Origin of the sequence: Sphingobium salicis subsp. salicis (assembly GCF_049472635.1) — a bacterium.
In the GTDB taxonomy this organism is placed as follows: domain Bacteria; phylum Pseudomonadota; class Alphaproteobacteria; order Sphingomonadales; family Sphingomonadaceae; genus Sphingobium; species Sphingobium yanoikuyae_A.
Genome location: NZ_JAYRCS010000001.1, coordinates 1,150,248 through 1,172,699, shown reverse-complemented (window position 1 = coordinate 1,172,699; position 22,452 = coordinate 1,150,248). Strand labels below are relative to the sequence as shown.

Annotated in this window: 19 protein-coding genes; 7 read left to right on the top strand and 12 right to left on the bottom strand. The window is 66.2% G+C overall.

What is annotated here, in order from left to right; genetic code table 11:
• Nucleotides 1-14: 14 nt before the first annotated feature.
• The 3 genes from VHN57_RS05745 to VHN57_RS05735 all read right to left on the bottom strand — a co-directional run bounded on the left by VHN57_RS05745 (nt 15) and on the right by VHN57_RS05735 (nt 7,389).
• The gene (locus VHN57_RS05745) at nt 15-1,811 is read right to left on the bottom strand and encodes a CIA30 family protein (RefSeq protein WP_278987463.1); all 1,797 of its coding nucleotides are present in this window, start codon (nt 1,809-1,811) and stop codon (nt 15-17) included.
• A 25-nt stretch (nt 1,812-1,836) separates the two neighbouring features.
• Nucleotides 1,837-4,308, bottom strand: a complete 2,472-nt coding sequence (locus VHN57_RS05740; protein WP_278987464.1) for a zinc-dependent metalloprotease — start codon at nt 4,306-4,308, stop codon at nt 1,837-1,839.
• Between the two features lie 63 nt (nt 4,309-4,371).
• Nucleotides 4,372-7,389, bottom strand: coding sequence for a TonB-dependent receptor domain-containing protein (locus tag VHN57_RS05735; protein WP_423283074.1), 3,018 nt, complete (start codon nt 7,387-7,389; stop codon nt 4,372-4,374).
• 241 nt (nt 7,390-7,630) lie between these two features.
• On the opposite strand from VHN57_RS05735, the gene VHN57_RS05730 reads away from it, so the two are divergent.
• Nucleotides 7,631-9,079: an amidohydrolase gene (locus VHN57_RS05730; RefSeq protein ID WP_278988249.1), complete on the top strand. Its 1,449-nt coding sequence runs from the start codon at nt 7,631-7,633 to the stop codon at nt 9,077-9,079.
• A 19-nt stretch (nt 9,080-9,098) separates the two neighbouring features.
• Here the strand turns inward: VHN57_RS05730 and VHN57_RS05725 are convergent, their stop codons facing one another.
• From VHN57_RS05725 to VHN57_RS05705, 5 genes are all read right to left on the bottom strand, one after another.
• Entirely contained in the window at nt 9,099-9,743 is a 645-nt protein-coding gene (locus tag VHN57_RS05725; RefSeq protein WP_037511674.1) for a trimeric intracellular cation channel family protein, read from the bottom strand.
• A 53-nt stretch (nt 9,744-9,796) separates the two neighbouring features.
• Nucleotides 9,797-11,113 (bottom strand): M20/M25/M40 family metallo-hydrolase, encoded by a 1,317-nt coding sequence (locus tag VHN57_RS05720; RefSeq protein ID WP_278988247.1) that lies wholly within the window; start codon nt 11,111-11,113, stop codon nt 9,797-9,799.
• A gap of 99 nt (nt 11,114-11,212) precedes the next feature.
• Nucleotides 11,213-11,758: a glutathione peroxidase gene (locus tag VHN57_RS05715; protein ID WP_423283071.1), complete on the bottom strand. Its 546-nt coding sequence runs from the start codon at nt 11,756-11,758 to the stop codon at nt 11,213-11,215.
• 39 nt (nt 11,759-11,797) lie between these two features.
• A complete protein-coding gene (locus VHN57_RS05710; RefSeq protein ID WP_278988427.1) occupies nt 11,798-12,511 on the bottom strand; it encodes a VIT1/CCC1 transporter family protein in 714 nt (237 codons plus the stop codon).
• A 67-nt stretch (nt 12,512-12,578) separates the two neighbouring features.
• The gene (locus VHN57_RS05705) at nt 12,579-14,357 is read right to left on the bottom strand and encodes an ABC-F family ATP-binding cassette domain-containing protein (RefSeq protein WP_423283069.1); all 1,779 of its coding nucleotides are present in this window, start codon (nt 14,355-14,357) and stop codon (nt 12,579-12,581) included.
• A gap of 140 nt (nt 14,358-14,497) precedes the next feature.
• Between VHN57_RS05705 and VHN57_RS05700 the strand changes: the two genes are divergently transcribed.
• Nucleotides 14,498-15,223, top strand: a complete 726-nt coding sequence (locus VHN57_RS05700; RefSeq protein ID WP_010336071.1) for an SIMPL domain-containing protein — start codon at nt 14,498-14,500, stop codon at nt 15,221-15,223.
• 4 nt (nt 15,224-15,227) lie between these two features.
• Here VHN57_RS05700 and VHN57_RS05695 read toward each other — a convergent pair whose 3' ends face one another.
• Nucleotides 15,228-16,721 carry a DUF389 domain-containing protein gene (locus VHN57_RS05695; RefSeq protein ID WP_278985596.1) on the bottom strand — a complete coding sequence of 498 codons (1,494 nt, stop codon included), beginning with the start codon at nt 16,719-16,721 and terminating at the stop codon, nt 15,228-15,230.
• Between the two features lie 70 nt (nt 16,722-16,791).
• On the opposite strand from VHN57_RS05695, the gene VHN57_RS05690 reads away from it, so the two are divergent.
• From VHN57_RS05690 to VHN57_RS05675, 4 genes are all read left to right on the top strand, one after another.
• The gene (locus VHN57_RS05690) at nt 16,792-17,130 is read left to right on the top strand and encodes a hypothetical protein (protein WP_278985597.1); all 339 of its coding nucleotides are present in this window, start codon (nt 16,792-16,794) and stop codon (nt 17,128-17,130) included.
• A gap of 48 nt (nt 17,131-17,178) precedes the next feature.
• Entirely contained in the window at nt 17,179-17,844 is a 666-nt protein-coding gene (locus tag VHN57_RS05685; RefSeq protein ID WP_423283066.1) for a response regulator transcription factor, read from the top strand.
• Between the two features lie 169 nt (nt 17,845-18,013).
• Nucleotides 18,014-19,318 carry a sensor histidine kinase gene (locus VHN57_RS05680; protein WP_125998558.1) on the top strand — a complete coding sequence of 435 codons (1,305 nt, stop codon included), beginning with the start codon at nt 18,014-18,016 and terminating at the stop codon, nt 19,316-19,318.
• A gap of 98 nt (nt 19,319-19,416) precedes the next feature.
• Nucleotides 19,417-19,770 carry a YbaN family protein gene (locus VHN57_RS05675; RefSeq protein WP_125998487.1) on the top strand — a complete coding sequence of 118 codons (354 nt, stop codon included), beginning with the start codon at nt 19,417-19,419 and terminating at the stop codon, nt 19,768-19,770.
• Between the two features lie 28 nt (nt 19,771-19,798).
• Here the strand turns inward: VHN57_RS05675 and VHN57_RS05670 are convergent, their stop codons facing one another.
• The 3 genes from VHN57_RS05670 to VHN57_RS05660 form a co-directional block, all read right to left on the bottom strand.
• A complete protein-coding gene (locus VHN57_RS05670) occupies nt 19,799-20,200 on the bottom strand; it encodes a polyketide cyclase (RefSeq protein ID WP_125998488.1) in 402 nt (133 codons plus the stop codon).
• 77 nt (nt 20,201-20,277) lie between these two features.
• The gene (locus VHN57_RS05665) at nt 20,278-21,033 is read right to left on the bottom strand and encodes a competence/damage-inducible protein A (RefSeq protein WP_278985599.1); all 756 of its coding nucleotides are present in this window, start codon (nt 21,031-21,033) and stop codon (nt 20,278-20,280) included.
• A complete protein-coding gene (locus tag VHN57_RS05660; RefSeq protein ID WP_010336066.1) occupies nt 21,030-21,512 on the bottom strand; it encodes a GFA family protein in 483 nt (160 codons plus the stop codon). Before VHN57_RS05660 ends, VHN57_RS05665 begins: the two co-directional genes overlap by 4 nt.
• A gap of 83 nt (nt 21,513-21,595) precedes the next feature.
• On the opposite strand from VHN57_RS05660, the gene map reads away from it, so the two are divergent.
• Entirely contained in the window at nt 21,596-22,426 is an 831-nt protein-coding gene (gene map, locus VHN57_RS05655) for a type I methionyl aminopeptidase (RefSeq protein WP_010336065.1), read from the top strand.
• Nucleotides 22,427-22,452 lie beyond the last annotated feature (26 nt).

The following is a 22,452-nucleotide window of genomic DNA, read 5'->3' as shown; positions in this document are numbered from 1 at the left end:
TAGGCCGTCAGCCCTTAGTAGAAGCGGACATTGTCGATCTGCAACCACATGCGCTTGCCGGGACCGCGCGATCCGCCGAACTCGACCTGGGTGATGCCGTCACCGGTGAAGGCCGGGCCGACCTTGCCGCGCCGCTCGACCGGCTTGAACTGGTTGAACGGCACCTCGACCGCAGCCCAGCCCGCGCCGCCCTGCACCTGCGCTTCCCACACGCCGTCCAGGCCGTTCAGGCGGACGGTATAGGCGCCGTCGCCCTTCAGCTCGAACCGCAGGCCCTTATAGCCGCTGATCTTCGCCGGGGTGATCGACCCGCGGCTCAGCGGAATGGCAAAGCCGGCATAGGCCGCTTCCTTGACCGCCATGCGCGCCGACAGCGACAGCGCCTTGCCGCCCTCGTCGCGCGGCACCGTCTGGGTGATCTCGACCGACCGGTCGATGCCGCCATCGGGCGTGTCGACGCGCAGCGTGTCGATCGACGAGCGGCGATCGTCGCGCTCGAAATCGTCGATCAGCGCAGGCACGCTGATCGAGGGCAGACGGTCGGTCTTGTTGGCGGCGGGCAGCGCCGGGGCGCCGGCGCCATAGGCCAGCTTGCCGTCGATCAGCACCTGCGAGACCTTATAGACATCCTTGATGTTGGTCCAGGGCGTGCCGTCGATCAGCACGATGTCGGCGCGCTTGCCGACCGCAATGGTGCCGCGATCGGCATCGATGCGCATGACCTTCGCGCTGGTCTGGGTGCCGGCGACCAGCGCCTGGCTCGGCGTCAGCCCGGCCTGCACCAGCAATTCCATCTCGTGCAGGGTCGACGGGCCATGCGGCGTGCCCGGCATGCCCGCATCGGTGCCCAGCGCGATCGGTACGCCGGCATCGAACAGCGCCTTCACATTGCCCAGCGCAAAGCCGAACTTGCGGAAGGTCTGCTTCAGGCGCGGATCGTCCGCCTTCACGTCGCCGCGCTTATAGGGATCATAGACCGCCAGCGTCGGCGCCATCGCCATGCCGCTCTGCTTGATCGCGGCGACTTCCTCGGCGGTGATCGGCCGGTCCTGCAGGCCATGGGCCAGCGAGTCCACGCCCGCCCGCGCCGCGACCAGGCCGCGATCGACGGTCACGGTGTGGGTCAGCACCGGCCAGTTCTGGACATGCGCCGCCTCGACCGTGGCCTTCAGCGTCCATTCGTCCATGCTGGTATTGTCGGGCGACACGCCATAGCGCCAGCCATCGGAGAAGATCTTCACCAGATCGGGCTGATAGGGCACCAGGCTTTCGATCGCGGCCTTGCCGGCACCGGGGGTGTTGACCCAGATGGTGGTCGCCTGATCGGCCCAGTCGGCGCCATGGCCGCCGGGCGTGCTGATGCGCGCGGCAAAGCGGACATGGGGCGCGTTCATCTGGCCCAGCCAGGCGCGCAGCGGCGCAAACGCCTCGGGCGCCTCGTTGAAATCATTCACCGTGGTCACGCCGGCCGCGACATAGGCATTGGCGATCTGCGGGAAGGTGCTGGGGCTGCCGCCGGCGGTCCAATGGGTATGGACGTCGAAGAATCCGGGCAGCAGCGCCTTGCCCTTGGCGTTGATGACCCTGGCGCCGCGCGGCACCTTCACATCGGCGCCAACGGCGGTGATGCGGCCATCCTGGATAAGCACGGTGCCGGGCGCGGGCGCCGCGCCGGTGCCGTCGAAAATGGTCGCGCCGACGATGGCGACCGTGCCGCCATCGGCCGGGGCCGAGACGGAGGCGGCGGAATGCAGCGCGATCGGCAAGGCGATGGCCGAGGCCAGCAGAGCAGTGACAACAGATTTACGCATGGGACTTCCCCCTCAAAGGCAATGATTATTCTTCGGTCGCCGGCACGGCGGGCATGCAGAACCAGCATTCGGCATCGCTGCCGATCGGCGCACCCGGCGGGATCGGCGGCGGCGGCGCGATCGGCTCGGCCAGCTTGGCGCGCTCCTCGGGCGAGGCCGTCAGCATGGTGGCAAGATAGCGATTATGCGCAGCGTCGGCGGCGGCGCCGCGCTTGCCGAGGCGCCCGGCCAGGCTTTCCATATGCGCCCGCACGATCGCGATCGCGGTCGACGACAATTGCTTGTCATCGGCCAGGCTGATGAGGCGCAGGACATAGCGGGCACGGACCTGCCGCGCGATTTCCGCCTGCCGGCCCATTGCCCCGGCGGCCATCACCCGATCGTCGATCGCGCCCAGATATTCGTCGAGCGACAATTGGCCGGCATCGGCGGCATGCTGCGCCACCAGCCGGTTGAGCCGCTCGGGCGCCAGCATCGCGATGAAGCTGCCGTCGGCCGCCACTTCGGCCGCGCGCGCCCAGTCGAAGGCGGCGGCGGTGCGGCCGGGCAGCAGTTCGATGTCGGTCTGGCGATCGCTCATGCCCGACTGGATCGATGACAGCAAAGGTGACAGGCGATCGGGCAGATCGAGCGCGGCGGGATCGAGCGTCGCGAGCAATGCGCGCAATGCCGCCCGCTGCTGCGCGGCGTCGACCGGCAGCGCCTGCTCATGGCCGTCGCCCTTTACCGCATAGCTGTAATCCACCCCGCCGATCAGCTTCGACGCGGCCGTCACCTGATAACGGTGGAACAGATAGATCGGCACGATCATCCGGCGCAGGTCGGCGGCCGCCGCCCCGGCCGGCAGATTGTCGAGCCCGAAACGGTCGAGCGCGATCCGGCGCACATCCATGATATGGGTCAGCTGCGCGGCGGCATCCGTACCGTCATCCCACATATTGCCCCAGGGCTGGGCATCGCCATCGCCGCGTGTGTCACCATCGGCGACAAAGCGATAGCCCTTGGCCTGGACCGCGCGGGTCATGGCGTCGAGCGCGCCCTTCTCGTCGGTGCCGGCCGGGAACTGGCGATAGAGCCAGTCGATCGCGAACTTGTCCCAGGCGCCGACGCCGGTGGCATAGGCGTCGGAAAAGTCGAGCGCGCCGTCGCGCACGGCGATGCGCGGCGCAGGATAGTCCATCACCGACGCCCGGTTCTCGAAGGTCGAACCGGCGAAATTGTGCGACAGGCCCAGCGCATGGCCGACCTCATGCACGGCGAGCTGGCGCAGCCGCGCCTTGACTAGCATGATCGGGTCGTCGCTGGCGCCGGTGCCTTCCTTCGCCGCGCCGGCCAGTCCCTCGAAGATCAGCTTGTCCTGCCAGGCGCGCAGCGATCCCAACTGCACCACGCCGCGCACGATTTCGCCGCTGCGCGGATCGACGATGGTGGTGCCGGTCGACCAGCCGCGCGTTTCGCGATGGACCCAGGCGATGACATTGTAGCGCGCGTCCATCGGATTGGCGCCGACCGGCAATTCCTCGACCCGGAAGGCGTCGACGAAGCCGGCGGCGTCGAACGCCTGTGCCCACCATTGGGCGCCTTCCTTCAGCGCATCGCGGATCGCCTGCGGCGCGGCGCGGTCGACATAGAAGATGATCGGCTTCCTGACCGCCGAACGCTCGGCATTGGGATCGGTCTTTTCCAGCCGGAACCGGCGGACCAGCCGGGTGACGATCGGCTCGTCCAGCGCGGCGGCATAATTGTTACGGATGACCTGGACCGACGTGCCGGTGCGCGGATCATGGGCGCGGGTGTGGAAATTGTCGTCGGGCAGGCGAATGAAGCTGTGATGCACCCGCACCGTCAGCCCGCGCGCATCGGGCAGCACCCGCTCGATGCTACGCCCCGGCTCGTCGCTGGTGAAGGTCAGCGCCGCCTCGAACTCGACATTGTCCGGGAAGGCCAGACTCTGCGCCGGATCGACATAGGACAGCGCCGGCGCAATCTTGAAATTGCCGGCCTTGGTCGCCTTCAGTCGCCCGGCGACGTCGAAGGCATCGCGCATCAGCAGGCCGGACAGGTCGAGGGTGATGCCCTTGTCATCTTCGCTGACAATATCGCCCGACCAGATCGGCGAATTGGAGAAGGAGCGCGCAACCGCCTGTTCCTCGCCGGCGTCTCCGTTGAGCGCGCGGAAGCGGTAATTCTCGAACTCGGCCAACACCTTGTTGCCGACCTTGCGGAACAGCAGCACCTGCGTCTCGCCGAGCCGCGCGCGATCCAGGCCGATCTCGGCTGCGCCCAGGCCGCCCGCGATCGAGGGGGTGTAGAGATAGCGGGCGATGACGCCATTGGCGCCCGCCCTGGGCAGGACGATCTTCTGCCCGCCCGCCAGCGTGAACAGGCTGGCCGGGGCCGGACTTGCCGCTACCGGCACAGGCTGGGCCAGCGCGGTGCCGGCCGGCACGCTCAGGATCATCAGGGCGACAAGCGGCAGCGTGCGCAGCGATTTCATCAATAACATGTCCCGAAAGCAAAAAAATGGGCACCGGCCGGATGGCCGGTGCCCCAGGAGGCATCAGAATTTGTGGCTGACGTTCAAGTACCAATAGCGACGCAGCGGCGAATAAAGCTGGCCCTGATAGCCACTGGACGACAGCGGCGGCGCCTTGTCGAACAGGTTGCGCACGCCGATGCGCATGCTGGTGCCGCTCAGCGATCCCTCGGTGAAGCGATACTGGCCATAGAGGTTCGCCGTGGTGGTCGCCTTGACCGTCCAGTAATCGCCGTCGGCGTCGATCAGGCCGGTGTCATAGACCTTGCCGGTATATTGGGCGAAGGCGCCGACCGTCACATTATTGAGCGACCAGGTGAGCGAGGCCGAACCGCGCCACTTGGGCTTGCGGTCGAGCTGCAGCAGGCTGCGGCCGCCCGAGATGTTGACGGCGGCGTCGATGTCGCCCGCGTCCTGCGCCGCCAGCAGTTCGGCGATGCCCGGCGAGGGTTCCTGATAATATTTCAGGAAGTGCGACGCATTGACCGCGAAGTTGAAGCTGCCGACGCTGGTTTCAGGCGTGCGATAGGTCAGGTTGAAATCCAGGCCCTTCACCGTCTGCGGCTGCAAATTGGTATATTGGTCGAGGACGTAGAGAACCTCGCCCGCCGGGGTCAGGCCGGTGCCGGCAAAGGCTTCGACATCCGAAGCGGTCGCCGCGGCCCGGATCACGTTCGGATTGCTCGAACCCTGCTTGCGCAGCAGATAGTCGAGGATCAGCGCATTGCCTTCGCCGAAGATGCCGACCAGGCCGGTCTGGCGCACCCGCCACCAGTCGGTGGTGAAGGTCAGATGGCCCATGCCGTCGGGCAGCGGCGGCTCCAACACGACGCCGAAGGACAGGGTCTTTGCCCGTTCGGGATCGAGGTCTGGGTTACCCGAACGCCGAGCCGAGGTGGTCTGCGCCCGCGAACATTGCGAGAAGTCGGTGATGCGGCCGGCGCGGACGTCCGCCTCGCACATGATATAGTCGGTGCGGCTGTTCGCGCGCGTCACGACCGTTGCGTTGGTCTGCTCCAGGTTCGGGGCGCGGAACGACTTGGCCCAGGAACCACGGAAGCGGATGCCGCGCACCACTTCCCAGGCACCGGCGATCTTGGGCACGGCGACATCGCCGAAATCGCTATAATGTTCGTACCGACCGGCCAGCTGGAGATCCAGGCTGCGCACCAGCGGAATGTCCATTTCCGGCGAAACCAGCGGCACCGCAAATTCCGCATAGGCGCCGAAAACTTCGCGATGGCCGCTGGTGTCGTTGTTGAGCGCGGAGTTGACGAAGTCGCCCGAGACCGCGCCGGTCAGCGGATCGGTATAGGTGATGGTGCCGTCGATGCGCGGATCGCGATCGTCGAGCTGGGTCTCGCGCCGCGCCTCGATACCGGCGGCAAAGCCGACATTACCACCCGGCAGGGTGAACAGGTCGCTCTTGGAGAGGCGGAAGTCGTAGGTCGCCAGGGTCGACTTGGTATAGCGGACCAGTTCCTCGCGCATCGCGTCGATGGTCGACTGGCTGTTCACCGACGTGCCGAAGATGTTGTAGGCGTCCGGGGTCGAGAGCGACAGATATTCCTGCAGCTTGGTGCGGCTGATATTGTCGCTGACGTCGCGGGCCCAGGCTTCGGAATAGCTGATCGCGCTTTCCCAGTTGAAGCCGTTGAACTCGCCGCGCAGGCCGGCCAGCAGGCGATATTGCTGGTTGGTCACGGTGACGTTCATCGGACCGAAGTCCTCGAACAGATAATTGTTGATGGTGAGCGGCAGGCCAGCGGCCGGCGCATTGGTGCCGGCCAGGCGGTTGGGATTGACGGCGCCGTTGGCGAACACGGCCTGACCCAGCGGGTTCCAGTAGTTGCTCGCCGGCACATAGATGGGGATCGAGCTGAGCGTTGCGACCGGGCTCTGCTGTGCCTTGGTCTTGCTGCGATAGAAGCCGGCTTCGGCGAAGAAGGTGACATCGTCGCTGATGTCATAATGGCCGGTCATGAACAGGTTGAGGCGGTTGAGGCGCGGCATGATCGACGTGCCCTGCGCCAGCGAGTCATAACGCAGGTCGCGGTCCGCGCCCGCCGTCGCCATCGCCCCATTCTGGATGCAGCGATCATTGCCGATCGCCGCGACGCAGCCCGTGCTGCTGGTCGGCTGCAGGTGGAACTGGCCCGATGCGTTGGTCAGGGACGTGCCGTTGATGGTCACCGGCACATTGCCATAGGTGCGCAGGTTGGCGAACGGCGTGGTGGTCGACCGGCCGTCGAGCGAGGTCGAGCCTTCGAACGCGGTGCCTTCGAACAGGCCACGGCGGTCGGAGGATTCGGTATAATATTGCTCGGTCGAATCCAGGCCGGTGCCATGGTCATAGCTGCCGAACAGGGTGATGTTGCCACGATTTTCGGCAAAGTTGGTGCCGATCACGCCATTGGCGTTGAACTCGCGCAGGCCGGTGCCTTCCGCGCCGCCATATTGCAGCGACAGTTCCGCGCCCTGATAATCGGTCTTGAGCACGGTGTTGACCACGCCCGCCACCGCGTCCGCGCCGTAAATGGCGGCCGCGCCGTCGCGCAGCACTTCCAGCCGCTCCAGCCCGTTCACCGGGATGGCATTGGTGTTGTAGCTCAGCACCGGCACCAGCTGGTCGTTCGCCTGGCTGGTCGGGTGGGCGACGACACGGCGGCCGTTCAGCAGCACCAGCGTGTTGCCGATGCCCAGGCTGCGCAGGTCGAGCGAGCCGACGTCGCCGCGCGCGCCGTTGGAGCTGCCGGGCAGATACTGGCTGTTGAACTGGACGTCGCCAAATTGCGGGATCGAACGGAACAGTTCGTCGCCCGACACGGCGGCAGCGCTCTTGATCTCGTCGGTCGATACCACCGTGACCGGCAGCGCCTCGTTGATCTTGGCGCCCTTGATCTGCGAGCCGACGACGACGATGCCGTCCGCCGCATCCGCCGCCGGGGCGGCGTCCTGCGCCAATGCGCTGCCTGCGGTCATGGCCCAGCCCATGGCGATCAGGCTCGCCGCGCAGGCTCCCTTGTTCCGATACACACCCATATGTCTTCCCCTGGCTCCCGCCATCCGATCCCTTCGGATGGGCTCTGATCTTTTGAGGTTGTCCCCTCGTCCGGCTGCGTGGCCGGAAACCCTCTCATTGTCGGAGACGCAGGCCCGAAAATTTCCCCCATCAAAAATTTCACTTTTGTGATGGTGGTATCCATCGCCCTGATCGATAAGCCGTTTCACCAGTGGGGGATGGTGCGGACCGCCCCGCTTCATGCAGCCAGGGGATCCATCCATGTCACGCTTCGCCCGCTCCTTCCTTGCCCTTCTCGCGCTCGGCGCATCGGCGCCCGCCCTGGCCGGGCCGCTGGCCGATGGCGACAAGATGGCGATCATGGCGGATGTCGATCGCGGCGCGGACACGCTGGCCAAGAACGCGCTGCAGATCTGGAACTATGCCGAAATCGGCTTTCAGGAGACCAAGAGTTCGGCGCTGTTGCAGCAGCAGCTGAAGGCCGCCGGCTTCACGGTCGAGGCCGGGATCGCCGGCATGCCGACCGCCTTCGTCGCCCGCTTCAGGACCGGCGACGGTCCGGTGATCGGCCTGCTTGCCGAATATGACGCGCTGCCCGGCCTGCCCCAGGCGGCCGAGCCGGTGCGCAAGCCGATCGAGGGGATTGCCGGCCATGGCTGCGGCCATAATCTGTTCGGCGCAGCCTCGGTCGCGGCTGCCATCGCCACCAAGGACTGGATGGTCGCGCACAAGATCAAGGGCGAGCTGCGCCTCTATGGCACCCCGGCGGAAGAAGGCGGATCGGGCAAGGTCTTCATCGTCCGCGCGGGCCTCACCAAGGACGTGTCGGCGATGATCCACTGGCATGCCGCCGACAGCAACAGCGCGTCGCAGAACACGGCGCTCGCCAATATCAGCGGCAAGTTCCGCTTCCACGGCACCGCCGCCCATGCCGCCGCCGCGCCCGAACGTGGCCGCTCCGCGCTCGACGGGGTCGAGGCGATGGACGCCATGGTCAATATGATGCGCGAACATGTGCCGCAGGAAACCCGCATCCATTATGTCATCACCGATGGCGGCAAGGCGCCCAATGTCGTGCCCGACACGGCCGAGGTCTATTATTATGTCCGCCACCCCAATCAGCAGGTGGTCGCCGACATCATGGACCGGGTGAAGAAGGCGGCCGAGGGCGCGGCCATGGGCACCGGCACCACGGTCGAGTTCAACCAGGTCGGCGGCACCTTCGACCTCCTGCCCAACGACACGCTCGGCCATGTCATGTATGACAATCTGAAACAGGTGACCCTGCCCAGCTATAGTGCGCAGGAACAGGCGTTCATCACCCAGATCCAGTCGAGCTTCCCCAAGGGCACGCGCATCGGCGACGGCAGCGTCGAGGCTTATAGCAGCGGCGGCCTGACGCCGGCCTCCACCGATGTCGGCGATGTCAGCTACACGACGCCGACGGTTGGCATGGTCGCGGCCACCTGGGCGCCGGGCACCCCGCCGCACAGCTGGCAGGCGGTTGCCGCGAGCGGAACCAGCGTCGGCACCAAGGGTGCCGTCGTCGCCGCCAAGGCGATGGCGCTGACCGCCGCGCAACTGTTCCAGAGCCCGGACATACTGGCAGAGGCGAAGGCCGAACTGGATCGCCGTCGCGGCAAAGATTTCGTCTATCGCTCGCTGCTGGGCGACAAGGGACCGGCGCTGGAATATCGAAACGGGAAGTGACGGTCCCGAAGCAGGACGATTACTCGCCCGCCTCTTTATAGGCGGGCAACCCCAGCCCCCGGCGGATCGCGAGCGCGCGCAGGCCAAATCCCAGCAGCGCCGCGATCACGCCGGCGACCGGCACATCCAGCCCGGCCAGCCGCAGCAGCACGAACAGGCCGGAGGCGAACGCTGCGGCCGTGACGTATAGTTCGGGGCGCAGCAGGATCGACGGCTCGCCGGCCAGCGTGTCGCGCATGATGCCGCCGACGCAGCCGGTGACCACGCCCATCATCCCGGCGACAAAGGGCGGTACGCCAAAGCTCATCGCCTTGGCCGCGCCGAAGACCGCGAAGGCAGCCAGCCCGATCGCATCGAGCCAGTCGAGCGCATGATCGCTCCACCAGCGGCGCGGCGTGATCCAGACGGTGATGGCGGCGACCATGCACACGATCGACGGCGCCGGATCATGGATCCAGAAGACCGGCGCATCGATCAGCAGGTCGCGCACCGTGCCGCCGCCCACCCCGGTCAGCAGGGCGAAGAACGCAAAGGTCACCAATGTCTGGCGCAGGCGTGCGGCAGCCAACGCGCCGGAAGCCCCGAAGACGAAGGTGCCGATCAGGCTTAACGCCTCCAGCACGGGTCCGATATGGGTGGCGATCGTCGGGGTCGGCGGCAGCATGGCTTTCCGTAGCCGCTATCGGGCGCCAGCGGAAGCCGGCGCCCGAGGGACGATCATTTCCGGCCCTTCTCGGCCGACAAACGGGTCATCAAAATGGCCGCCCGCTTGGCCTGGCGCGGCATGGTGGACAGGTCCGCCTTTTCCGCCGGGCTATGGTCACCCGTCGAGGCGAGGCCAAGACCCACCAGCCCGTCGACATCCTGCGCGACGAAGCTGATATCGCCGGCGCCGCGCTTGAGCGGATCGAGCTCGGGCATTTCAGGCAGGCCCAGATCTTTGTTGATGCCATTCAATTTGCCGAGCAGCGCGCGATTGCCCGCCGTTGGCGCCATGGAGGGATAGCCCAGATCGAAGGCGATGCTGGCACCAGTGCCGGACAGATGGCCGGTATCGACGATCGCCTGCATCTTGGCTCGGACCCGCTCGGTCTGGTCCTGGCTGAGGGTGCGGAAATCGCCCTTGGCGACGGCGATCGGCGGGATGATATTGGTCTTGCCGGTCACGGCGATGCGCACGCCATCCTTGTCGACATCGGCGCTCTGGCCGCCACCGATCAGGCCGACATTGAAGGTCAGGTTGGGTTCCGGCAATTCCTTGCGGAAAGCGGTGATGATCCGCGCCATTTCATAGACGGCGCCATCACCGGCGGCGGCCGAGAAGATGCCCGAACTGTGCGCCGACTTGCCGCTGGTGGTCAGCGTCCAACTGTTGGAGGAGCGGCGCGCGATCGAGCCCATATCCTTGCCATCCTCGCGGCTCAGCCCCTCGAAATCGAGCGCGACGTCGGCGCGCTTGCCGGCCGCGATCAGGTCAGCGCGCGAGATCGAGACCGGATCGCCCGAATCCTCCTCGTCACCGGTCAGCACCACCTCGATATTGGCGTTCTTCAGCGTGCCGGCCGCCTGCATCGCTTTGAGCGCGAGCAGCATCGTGACCACCCCGCCCTTGTCGTCGCCGACACCCGGCCCGGCGGCCCAGTCGCCATCCCGCTTGAAGGTCTGGAACGGCGAGTCCGGCTCGAACACCGTGTCGAGATGGCCGATCAGCAGCATCTTCGTCGTGCCCGCCTTGCCCTTGTGGACCGCGATGAAATGGCCGGCGCGCTTGACCTGATCCATCGGTTTCCAGGTGACAGTGAAGCCCAGCGCCTCGAACTGCGGCCGCAGCATGTCGGCCACCGCCTTGACGCCGGCGACATTCATCGACCCGCTATTCTGATTCACGATCTTTTCGAGGAGGGCGATCGCGGGCTCATGACCGGCATCGACGCTGGCGCCGATCTTCTGTTCGGCCGGGCTCAGCGCCGCCTGTGCCGTGGTCGCCAGCAGCATGGCGCCGCACAGCGCCGCCTTCACAATAGTCTGTCGCATGGGTTCGTAACTTCACCGAAACAAAGGAAGAATGGGCCGCTCCGGGGCAGCTTCAGAATAGAACGGGTGGCGCGCGCAGACACGCCACCCGTCGGATGCTTATTTCGCCAGTTCGGCTTCGATCGCGGCAACCAGCGCCGGATCGTCGGGCGCCGTCGTCGGCGCGAAACGGGCCGCGACGCTGCCATCCTTGGCAATCACGAACTTCTCGAAATTCCACAGGATTTCCGGCACCGGATTGGGCGTCATGCCATAGCCCTTGAGGCGCTCGCGGAAGCTGTCGCCATCGCCCTGCGCCTCCGGCAGGGCGCTCGTCAGTGCGGCATAAAGCGGATGCTTGTCCGGCCCGCTGACCACGATCTTCTCGAACATCGGGAAATCGACGCCGAAATTGGTGGTGCAGAAGGTCGCGATCTCGTCATTGCTGCCCGGTTCCTGGGCGCCGAAATCATTGGCCGGGAAGCCCGCGACCACCAGCCCCTTGTCCCGATAATCGGCATAGAGCTTTTCCAGCCTCTCATATTGCGGCGTCAGCCCGCATTTGGAGGCGACATTGACCGCGAGAACCACCTTGCCGGCATAATCGGCCAGGGTCGCGTCGACGCCCTTGATGGTCTTGAGCGGTATCTGCTGGATGTCGGTCATGCATCGTCTCCCTAGGATATCAGGCAGCGGACCTTGCCATCATATGGCGGCGCCGAAAAGATGGCCCGCCGCAGCGGTGACAGCCATCGCCAGCGCGCCCCAGAAAAAGGTACGCAACATCGACCGGCCCGGCCGCGCCCCACCCAGCCGCGCCCCGACATAGCCCAGCAGCAACAGGCAGAGCAGCGACACCGGCACGACGCTGATCCCGGCCAGCGACGGCGCGATGGCTGCGGCGACCACCGGCGGCGCCGCGCCACAGGCGAAGCTCGCTGCCGAGGCCAGCCCCGCCTGTACCGGCCGCGGCGTGCTGAGGTCGGAAATGCCAAGCTCGTCGCGGGCATGGGCGCCCAGCGGATCGGTCGCCATCAACTGGGTAGCCACCTGCCCAGCCAAGTCCCGGTCCAGCCCGCGCTCGACATAAATGTCGCGCAATTCCTTCCATTCGGCATGAGGCTGCGTCGCCAGCGCCTTCTTTTCCTTGGCAAGATCGGCCCGCTCGGTATCCGACTGGGCGCTCACCGACACATATTCGCCCGCAGCCATCGACATGGCGCCAGCAACCAGCGCGGCGATGCCGGACAGCAGGATGGACTCGCCCGTCGCGCCCGATGCGGCGATCCCGGTCATCAGGCTGGCGGTCGACACGATGCCGTCATTGGCGCCCAGCACGGCCGCGCGCAGCCAGCCGACCCGGTTGACATAATGGACGGCATGATGCGGCCGTGGCGGCTCGACGCGCGGCGTGGTCATATGATGGAGCCCCCTGTCAGATCATCCAGCCCGTTGGCTATCAGATGCAGGGGACAGCGCAAGGGGCTCAGCCCGAGCCCTCGGCCTTCTCCGCCAGTTCCAGCCAGCGTTCCTCGGCCGCGTCCTTCTCCGCCCGCGCCCTCTCGATCGCAGCCGTCAGCGCCGCGAATTTCTTCGGGTCGCGGGTATAAAGCGCCGGGTCGGCCAGCGCCTCCTCGTCGCGGGCGATCGCCGCTTCCAGTTCCTCGATCTTCTTGGGCAGCAGGTCGAGGTCGCGCTGGTCCTTGTAGGTCAGCTTGGTCGAGGCCGGCTTGGGCGGCGGCGGGGCCGCAGCCTCCTTCTTCTCCGCCTTGGGCGCGCGGCGCGGATCGCGCTTGGCGATCCAGTCGGCATAGCCGCCGACGATCACATCGACCTTGCCCGATCCGTCGAGGCCGAGCGTGACGGTGACGGTGCGGTCGAGGAAGTCGCGGTCATGGCTGACGATCAGCACCGTGCCATCATAGTCCGCGATCACTTCCTGCAGCAGGTCGAGCGTTTCGAGGTCGAGGTCGTTGGTCGGTTCGTCCAGCACCAGCAGGTTGGATTCGCGGGCAAATTCGCGCGCGAACAGCAGGCGCGAACGCTCGCCACCCGACAGGGTGCCGACCTTCGCCTCGGCCAGCGAGGGATCGAACAGGAAGTCCTTGAGATAGCCATGGACATGTTTGCGGACGCCGCGCACGTCGATCCAGTCGCCGCCTTCGGCCAGCACGTCGCGTACGCTCTTGTCGCCCTGCATCAGGCTGCGCTGCTGGTCGATGAAGATCATGTCCAGCGTCTTGGCCAGCGTCACCGCACCGCTGTCGGGCGCCAGTTCGCCGGTCAGCAGCTTGAGCAGGGTCGACTTGCCCGCACCATTGCCGCCGACGATGCCGATCCGGTCGCCACGCTGCACGCGCAGGGAAAAGTCGTTGATGATGGTGCGGTCACCGAAGGTCTTGGTGACATGCTCGGCCTTGATGACGCTCTTGGTCTTGCTGTCGTCGCTCGCCACCGCGATCTTGGCGGTCCCCTGCGGCCCCTGCATCGCGGCACGCTGGGCGCGCATCTCCCACAGCTTGGCGAGGCGCCCCTGGTTGCGCTTGCGCCGGGCGGTAACGCCGCGCTCCAGCCAGTGTGCCTCGATCTTGAGCTTGGCGTCCAGTTTCTCGGCGGCGCGCGCCTCCTCGGCATAGACCGCTTCCATCCAGTCCTCGAAACCGCCGAAGCCGATCTCGTTGCGGCGCATCTGGCCGCGATCGAGCCACAAGGTCTGGCGGGTCAGGCGGGTCAGGAAGGCACGGTCATGGCTGATGACGATGAAGGCGCCGGTATAGCGGGCGAGCCAGCTTTCCAGCCAGTCGATCGCCGCGATATCCAGATGGTTGGTCGGCTCGTCCAGCAGCAGCAGGTCGGGTTCGCTCGCCAGCGCGCGGGCGATCGCGGCGCGGCGGCGCTCACCGCCGCTCGCGGTCGCGGCCTCGCGCGACAGGTCGATGCCCAGCTGGTCGGCGATCGCCTCGACCTCATGGGCGGGCGGCGCGAATGCGCCGGCCAGCGCGAAATCATGCAGCGTCTTGAAGGCGCTGACGTCCGGATCCTGTTCCAGCGTCACCACCCGCGCGCCCGGCTGCACCGAACGAATGCCCTCATCCGCCTCGATCTGGCCGCCGATCAGCTTCAATAGGGTCGTCTTGCCCGCGCCGTTGCGCCCGATCAGCGCCAGCCGGTCACGCTGGCCGACATGGATGTCGATATGCCGGAACAGCCAGTGGCTGCCCTGCGAGAGGCCGAGATTTTCGAACGAGAGAATGGGTGCTGCCATGGCGGTGCAGCTAGGGCCTATCGGGCGTCGGGGCAAGAGTGGAACCGGAAAGCTGTCGGACGGCTTTCAACGCAGGACAGCGTCCATTCATCGCACCCCGGCCAAAAACGGGTGCAGGACTTACAGAGGAGACCATGTCCATGAAATCCGCTCTCGCCCTGATGGCGCTCGGCGCCGCCGCACTGCCTGTCGCGGCTGTTGCCCAGACCAGCGTCACCATCGCCGAGACCGCGCCGGTGGTGACGTTGAACGTCACCGAAAGCGTCGAGGCCGCGCCCGATGTCGCGACCATCGGCACCGGCGTCCAGACCAAGGCCCCGACCGCGGCCCAGGCGATGAAGGACAATGCTGCCAAGATGGATGGGCTGATCGCGGCTCTGGCCAAGGCCGGCATCGCCAAGGCCGACATCCAGACCAGCGGCATCAACCTCAACGCCCAATATGATTATAGCAACCGCGATGGCCAGCCGTCCGGCCCGCGCTTCCTGGGCTATGAGGCGTCGAACCAGCTGAGCGTCAAGGTGCGCGACGTGAAGAAGGTTGGCGCGCTGCTCGATACGCTGGTGCAGGCCGGCGCGACCAACATCAACGGGCCCAGCTTCTCGGTCGAGGATCCGAGCCCGCTGCAGGCGCAGGCCCGCGCCACCGCGCTCAAGACGGCCAAGGCCCAGGCCGATTTCTATGCCCAGGCGGCAGGCTATCGCTCGGCCCGGCTGGTCTCGATCTCGGAAAGCAGCAGCGGCGGCAATGCGCCGATGCCGCTGATGGCCGCCCGCTTCAAGGCCGACGCCGCGCCGACCCCGGTGGAACCCGGCCAGGTCAGCGCATCGATCAGCCTGACGGTCCAGTACGCGCTGGAACGCTAAGCCGTCATTCCTCGACGCGCCAGTGCGGCACCGCAAGGTCCGCGCTGGCGCCTTTGACCAGCCGCGCGTCGATGCCGCGATCGGCAAAGGGCTTGAGCAGCCCCTCATGCCCGTCCCCCTTGATCGACAGGTCAATCGGCAGGCCGGTGCGCTGCGCCGCCCACAGCACAAGCGCCAGCCGATCCTTGTCCGTCACGGCCCCTTCATCATCCAGCGCGAGCGACGGCAGCGGCAGGGTCGGCGGCGTAATCTCTATCGCCCAGCCCGGCGTTGCCGCCGCCGCCCGCCGCTCCAGCGCCCAATAGGCGCCAAGGCCCGCATCCGGCAAAGCCCGCGCCCGCACCACCGCCCGTTTGCGCGCGGTATCCACCGTCACCGCATCGGGATTGACACCGGCGACCAGCGCCAGCCGGTCGGTCAGGCGATCGATCTGCCCCTGCACCTCACGCCGCGCGGTCTGGGCGGCGAGCAACTGGGCATTGTCGGCATCCGTCCCCTCACCCACCCGGATCTGTTCGATATCCAACGACACCGGCTTGCCCAGCATGTCGCCCAGAATATGGCCGGCCCGCGCGGACGCGTCGCGCTCATAATGGCTGGTGAGGACGCTGGCGGTCACGGCAAGCGGCCTGGCGGCGAAATCCAGGTCGAGCTGGGCGATCCGGGCGCCATCTGGAAATTCGCGGCGGATGACGTCGCGGGCATCGCGGGCGGCCCGCGCCTCCCAGGCGATCTGGCCGAGCGACAGGCCGAGCGGCACTGCCAGCGCCAGGAAGATAGCGCCTATGAAAACCATCTGCAGCCAGCTCTGGCTGGGCGACAGCCGCCGGCCAAAGCCATAGAGGCGCGCCATGATCGCCGCAGCCAGCGCGATCGTCACGAAATTGGTGAAGAAGAGCAGGAAGGCACCGCCCGCGACTGTTGCGTTAAGCGTCGCCAGGCCAAAGCCCACCGTTGCCAGCGGCGGCATCAGCGCGGTGGCGATCGCGACGCCGACGATCGTGCCGGCCTTGCCGCGAATCATCGCATAGGCGCCGGCCAGCGCGGAAAAGAGCGCGACCATCAGGTCGAACAGATTGGGCCGGGTGCGGGCGGCGATTTCACTGGTCACCGTCTGCAACGGCGACAGCAGGACGATGAAGGCGGTGAACGCAATCGCCACCAGCGCCCCGCCCGCCAGCGCGACGATCGTCCGTCGGATTTCACGCGCATCGGTCATGGCTAGGCCAAAGCCCAGCCCGACGATCGGCCCCATCAGCGGCGAGATCAGCATCGCGCCGATCACCACGGCCGGCGAGGAGAGCAGCAGGCCCAGCACCGCAATGCCCGCCGACATCAGGATCATGAAGGCGTAGGACGGGGTCCAGCCATCATCGGCCCGGACCCTTTCGAGCACCGCCTGATGCTCGATCCCGCGGATCACATGGCTGCGCCACCAGCGCGGAACGGAACGCCACAAGGGCGCATCGGCTACGGGCCTGTCATCTTCCATCTGCATGGCTGGCAAGCCTAATTCGCCCGGCCGCTCCTTTCCAGCGCGGAATGACCGGTCATTCACCACCTGTTCAATGCGCTTCGCGTATGCCATGCCCATGACAATGATCGCCAAAAGCCTGACTGCCGGACTGGGCACCCTACTGGCCCTGTCCCTGATGACACCGGTCGCCGAAGCCGGTGGCCGCCGTGACGAGCAGGATGCCGCGCGTCGCGCGATGCTGGACGGTCAGGTCATGCCCTTTTCGATGATCAAGCGCCGGGTCGACGCCCAGGTGGGCGGCGCCACCTATGTCGGCAGCGAGTTCAACCCTTCCACCAATCGCTATCGCCTGAAATATGTGAAGGACGGCAAGGTGATGTGGGTTGATGCCGACGGCCGGACAGGCGATATCATCGGCTGGGCACGCTGACCGCGTGCCGGCCAAACCCATTGCGTCGATAACAAGAAACGGAACCTTATGCGCCTGCTGATCGTCGAGGATGAACCGAGTCTGGGCCAGCAGCTCAGGAACACGCTGGAAGGTGCCGGCTATGCCGTCGATCTCGCCACCGATGGCGAGGATGGCCATTTCCTGGGCTCGACCGAAAATTATGACGCCGTGGTCCTGGACCTTGGCCTGCCGACGATCGGCGGCCTGACCGTGCTTGATCGCTGGCGCAAGGAAGGGCGCAGCTTCCCGGTGCTGGTGCTGACCGCGCGGGACAGCTGGTCCGACAAGGTCGCCGGCCTCGATGCCGGCGCCGACGATTATCTGGCCAAGCCCTTCCAGAGCGAGGAACTGATCGCCCGCCTGCGCGCGCTCATCCGCCGTGCCAGCGGCAACGCGTCGAGCGAACTGATCGCCGGCGACGTCCGCCTCGACACCCGTTCGGGCAAGGTGACGCTCAAGGGCGATCCGGTGAAGCTGACGGCGCAGGAATATAAGCTCCTGTCCTATCTGCTCCACCACAAGGGCAAGGTGGTCAGCCGCACCGAGCTGATCGAGCATATTTACGACCAGGATTTCGACCGTGATTCCAACACGATCGAGGTGTTCGTGACGCGCATCCGCAAGAAACTCGGCGCCGACGTCATCACCACCATCCGCGGCCTTGGCTACAGCCTGGACGAGCCGGGGCGCTGATCCCCGCCCCATCCGCTTCCGTTCGCTGCGGGCGAAGTCGACAGGCAAATAGGTCCGTCCCATCGGCCATGTTTCTCGGCTGCGTATGCAGTGAACGGGTGTAGGATCATTTCGCATGGCCAGCCCGTCGCCCTCCCCCGTCCGGTCCACCGGGTCGATCAGCCGCCGCATGATCGGCATTGCCGCGCTGTGGATCAGCGTGCTGCTGCTGGGCGGCGGCGTCGCGCTCGACCGGGTGCTGTCGGACGCGGTGACGCGCAATTTCGACGACGGCATGAATTATGTGCTGACCGCGATGATTGCGGCGGCCGAGATCGGCCCGGACGGCGAAGTGCTGTTCAACCGCGAACTGGCCGACCAGCGCTTCCTGGAACCCAATAGCGGCCTCTATTACCAGATCAGTGCCAAGGGGCATGAGGATTGGCGGTCGCGATCGCTGTGGGACCGGGCGCTCAAGGTGCCGGGCGACCATGCCGACCGCAATTTCCATGTCTATGACAGCAAGCAGTTTCCCGGCGAGGACCTGCGCGTCATGGAGCGCAGCGTCATCCTGCCCGGTTCCGACGCGCGCTGGATGTTCATGGTGGCGCAGGCCCGCCAAGGCCTTGATGGCCAGATCAAGACGCTGCGATCGACCCTGTTCAAGAGCTTCGCGCTGCTGGCGCTGGGCCTGATCGTGCTCGCTACCTTGCAGACCATCTATGGCCTTCGGCCGCTGCGCAAGGTGCGGCTGGAAATCATCAAGATGCGCGATGGCGACAAGAGCCGGGTGACCGAACCCATGCCCGCCGAAGTGCTGCCGATGGTCGAGGAACTGAACGCGCTGCTTGCCCATAATGAGCGGCAGGCGGAGGAAGCGCGCACCCATGCCGGCAACCTCGCCCATGCGCTCAAGACCCCGCTGACCGTCATCATGAACGCAGCGACCGCCAATGCGGCGGACCTGGGCGAAACGGTCGTGCGCGAGGCGACGACGATGCGGCGCCAGGTCGACCATCACCTCGCCCGCGCCCGCGCCGTCGGCCGGCGCGGCGCGGCGCAGAGCCGGGCCGAGGTCTGGGCCAGCCTGGAGGCGGTCGAGCGCGCGGTGCGCCATCTCTATCAGGATGCGCGGGTCGACATGGACGGCGACAAGCATGCGGCGGTCCGCGTCGAGCGGCAGGATCTGGACGAAATGCTGGGCAATCTGGTCGAGAATGCCGCCAAATATGGCGGCGGCAGCGTGTTCGCGACGGTCAGCCGGGTTGGCGCGATGGTTGAGATCATGGTTGAGGATGACGGCATGGGCATCCCCGAGGCCGACCGCGTGCGCATCTTCGATCGCGGCGTGCGCCTCGATTCGGGCAAGCCCGGCACGGGCCTTGGCCTCGCCATCGTCCGCGACGTCGCCGAAATCTATGGCGGGTCGGTGGCGCTGGAGGAAAGCGAGGATCTGGGCGGGCTGCTGGTCCGGCTGCGCCTGCCGGCCGCCTGACAAAAGGCGCCAGACGAAAGACAATTGCGTTCCTGCAAATCAATAGCATAGACAGGATAGACCGGGCCGCATCGGCCCATTCCAGACGGGATCGACGGGTGCGGCGCCATCTCTATCTCATTGCCGGCTTCCTCTCGATCGGATTGGGCACGCTGGGCGCCTTCCTGCCGCTGCTGCCGACCGTGCCGTTCATGATCCTCGCCGCCTATTGCTTTGCCCGCTCCAGCCCGGACCTGGAGGCAAAGCTGCTGGATCACAAGCATTTCGGTCCGCATATCCGCCGCTGGCGCGAACGCGGCGCGATCAGCCGCAAGGGCAAGAAGGCCGCGCTCGGCGCCTTCGCCTTCAGCGCGATCCTGGCGCTGATCTTCTCCCCCTTCCCCTGGTATCTGATCCCGCTGGCCGCAGCGCTGATCGGCGGCAGCTGGATCTGGACACGGCCCGAAAGCTGAGCCGCCTGGCTGGGATCGACATCAGCCCTTAGCCCAGCGTCTTTGCATAATCGCGCAGCGCGCGCAGATCGCGGGTAATCCACTTGGCGTCGCGCGCGAAATCCTCGTCGCTCATACCGGGCTGGCGAAAAAGCGTCAGCATCACCTCTGCCCCATCCCCATTCTCAATGACGCGCAGCGGGACATGAACCTCCCGCCCATCACCGGTCTCGACGAAATGGTCCATCACGCCAAATTCATTGTGCGGCGTGAAGCGAACGACGATCGGCCCATCGGGACCGTCGGCAATCCATCCGGTGCCGCCCCTGCGCAGATCGGCCTCGGTCAGGCCCGATGCCCATTTCGGGAATATCTCCGGCTGCCAGATCGCTTCGTAAAGCTCGCGCCAGTTGCGCGCTATCGTGACACTGTAGGTTCGCGCGGTAAGCATGCAGAATTCTCTTTTAGAAGTGGAACTGCGCTGTACCGCCGCCAGCCTTTCTTGTCACCGCAACGAATGTTTCTTGGCTAGATGCCGCCCGACACCGGGGGCCAGCCCCCCTCCATCAACGCGGCACTGAGGTCCGTGACGCACGCATCCAGCACCACCTGGTCGGTCGAGCGGATCACGAAATTGGCGCCGGTGCGGCCTTCACGGAAGAAGGGGTAGCTGCCGATCTGGACGCCGTCATGAGCACGCTCGGTGGCGCCGAGCAGGTCGGCAATCTCGCTTTCCGCGACCCAGCAGCCGATCGTCGCCGACAGGACCGGCAAGCCGCCTTCCAGCGTGCCGGTCAGACTTTCGAGCATACCGGCGGTGATGTGCGGCACCCCGGCCATGATGAAGATATTGCCGTGGCGAATGCCCGGCGCGCCCGACATCCGGTTTTCGATGAGGTCGGCGCCCGCCGGCACCCGCGCCATGCGCAGCCGCGCGTCGGTAAGGCCCCCACGCGTGACATAATAGCGCTCCAATATCGCCCGCGCCTCCGGATGGATCTCGACGCCGACGCCCAGCGCCGCCGCGATCGCATCGACCGTGATGTCGTCATGGGTCGGGCCGATGCCGCCGGTGGTGAAGAGATAGTCGTTGCGGGCACGCAATATGTTGACCGCCTCGACGATCGCGTCCTGCACGTCGGGCACCACCCGCACCTCGCGCAGGCGGATGCCCTGGACATTGAGCCAGGTGGCGATCTGCGCGACATTCTTGTCCTGGATGCGGCCGGACAGGATTTCATCGCCGATCACGATCACGGCGGCGGTCCAGATACGGTCGCTCATGCCAGCGGCTCCGCACGGGCGGCAAGCGCCATCAGCCGGGCCAGCCGATCGGGCGGCAGGACGTCCGCCGGCTTGTAGCTGGCCTCGAAGACCGGCACGTCGGCGGGCAAGGCGGTCCAGTCCGACCGGTCGGCGACGAAGATCGCGGCATCGGGCCGGATCGCCGCGCGATCGTCCAGCGTGCCGACCCGGATCGCCGCCCCCGCCCGGCCGAGACGGGGATAGAAGCTCCAGACCGCCGTGCCGCAATTGGCGCAGCGCACGATCACCTGGGTCTTGCCGCTACCGGTCGGCACGACATGTTCGCTCAATTGTCCCGACAGGAGATGAAGATGATCGACCTCGACAAAGGCGTTGACCGCGGAGGCCGCGCCGCTCTGCCGCTGACACAGGCTGCAATGGCAGTTGTTGACGAAGATGGGGTCGGCATCGACCCGATAGCGCACCTCACCACAGGCGCATCCGCCTTCCATCACCATGTCCGTTTCTCTTTTCCTGATAGCGACCGCGGGGCTGAGCGAAGACACTCGCAATGCCGGATCGCAGGGTCTATATCAACCACATGACCGAATATATGACGATGACGGCCGACGCGCCGGTTTCCCGCTCGACCGCGATCAAGCTCTATGACGCGGCCGGTTTCGACGGCATGCGCAAGGCCGGCCGGCTGGCCGCCGAGATCCTCGACGCGCTGGTGCCCCATGTGGTGCCGGGCGTGACCACCGGCGAACTGGACGACATCGTCCGCCGCATGACGTTGGACGGCGGCGGCGTGCCCGCGACCCTGGGCTATCGCGGCTATACGCACAGCTGCTGCATCTCGCTCAACAATGTCATCTGCCATGGCATTCCGGGCGACTATAAGCTCAAGGACGGCGATATTCTCAATATCGACGTCACCCCGCTGGTCGATGGCTGGCACGGCGACACCAGCCGCATGTTCATCGCCGGCGACGCCCCGATCAAGGCGAAGCGGCTGGTCGAGATCACCTATGAATGCCTGATGCTGGGCATCGAGCAGGCCAAGCCCGGCAATCATCTGGGCGACATCGGCCATGTCATCCAGCGCCATGCCGAAAAGCATCGTTACGGCGTGGTCCGCGATTTCTGTGGCCATGGCCTGGGCCGCGTCTTCCATGACAGCCCGGAAGTGGTCCATGTCGGCCGCCCCGGCACCGGTCCCGAATTGAAGCCCGGCATGTTCTTCACGATCGAGCCGATGATCAATATCGGCAAGCCCGGCGTGAAGATGCTGGACGATGGCTGGACGGCAGTGACGCGCGACCGCACCCTGTCGGCCCAGTTCGAACATAGCATCGGCATCACCGAAACCGGCTGCGAGATCTTTACCAAGAGCCCGACCGGCCTCGACTGCCCGCCCTACGCGCGCTGATTTCTGCCTGCCCATGGCGGTCCCAA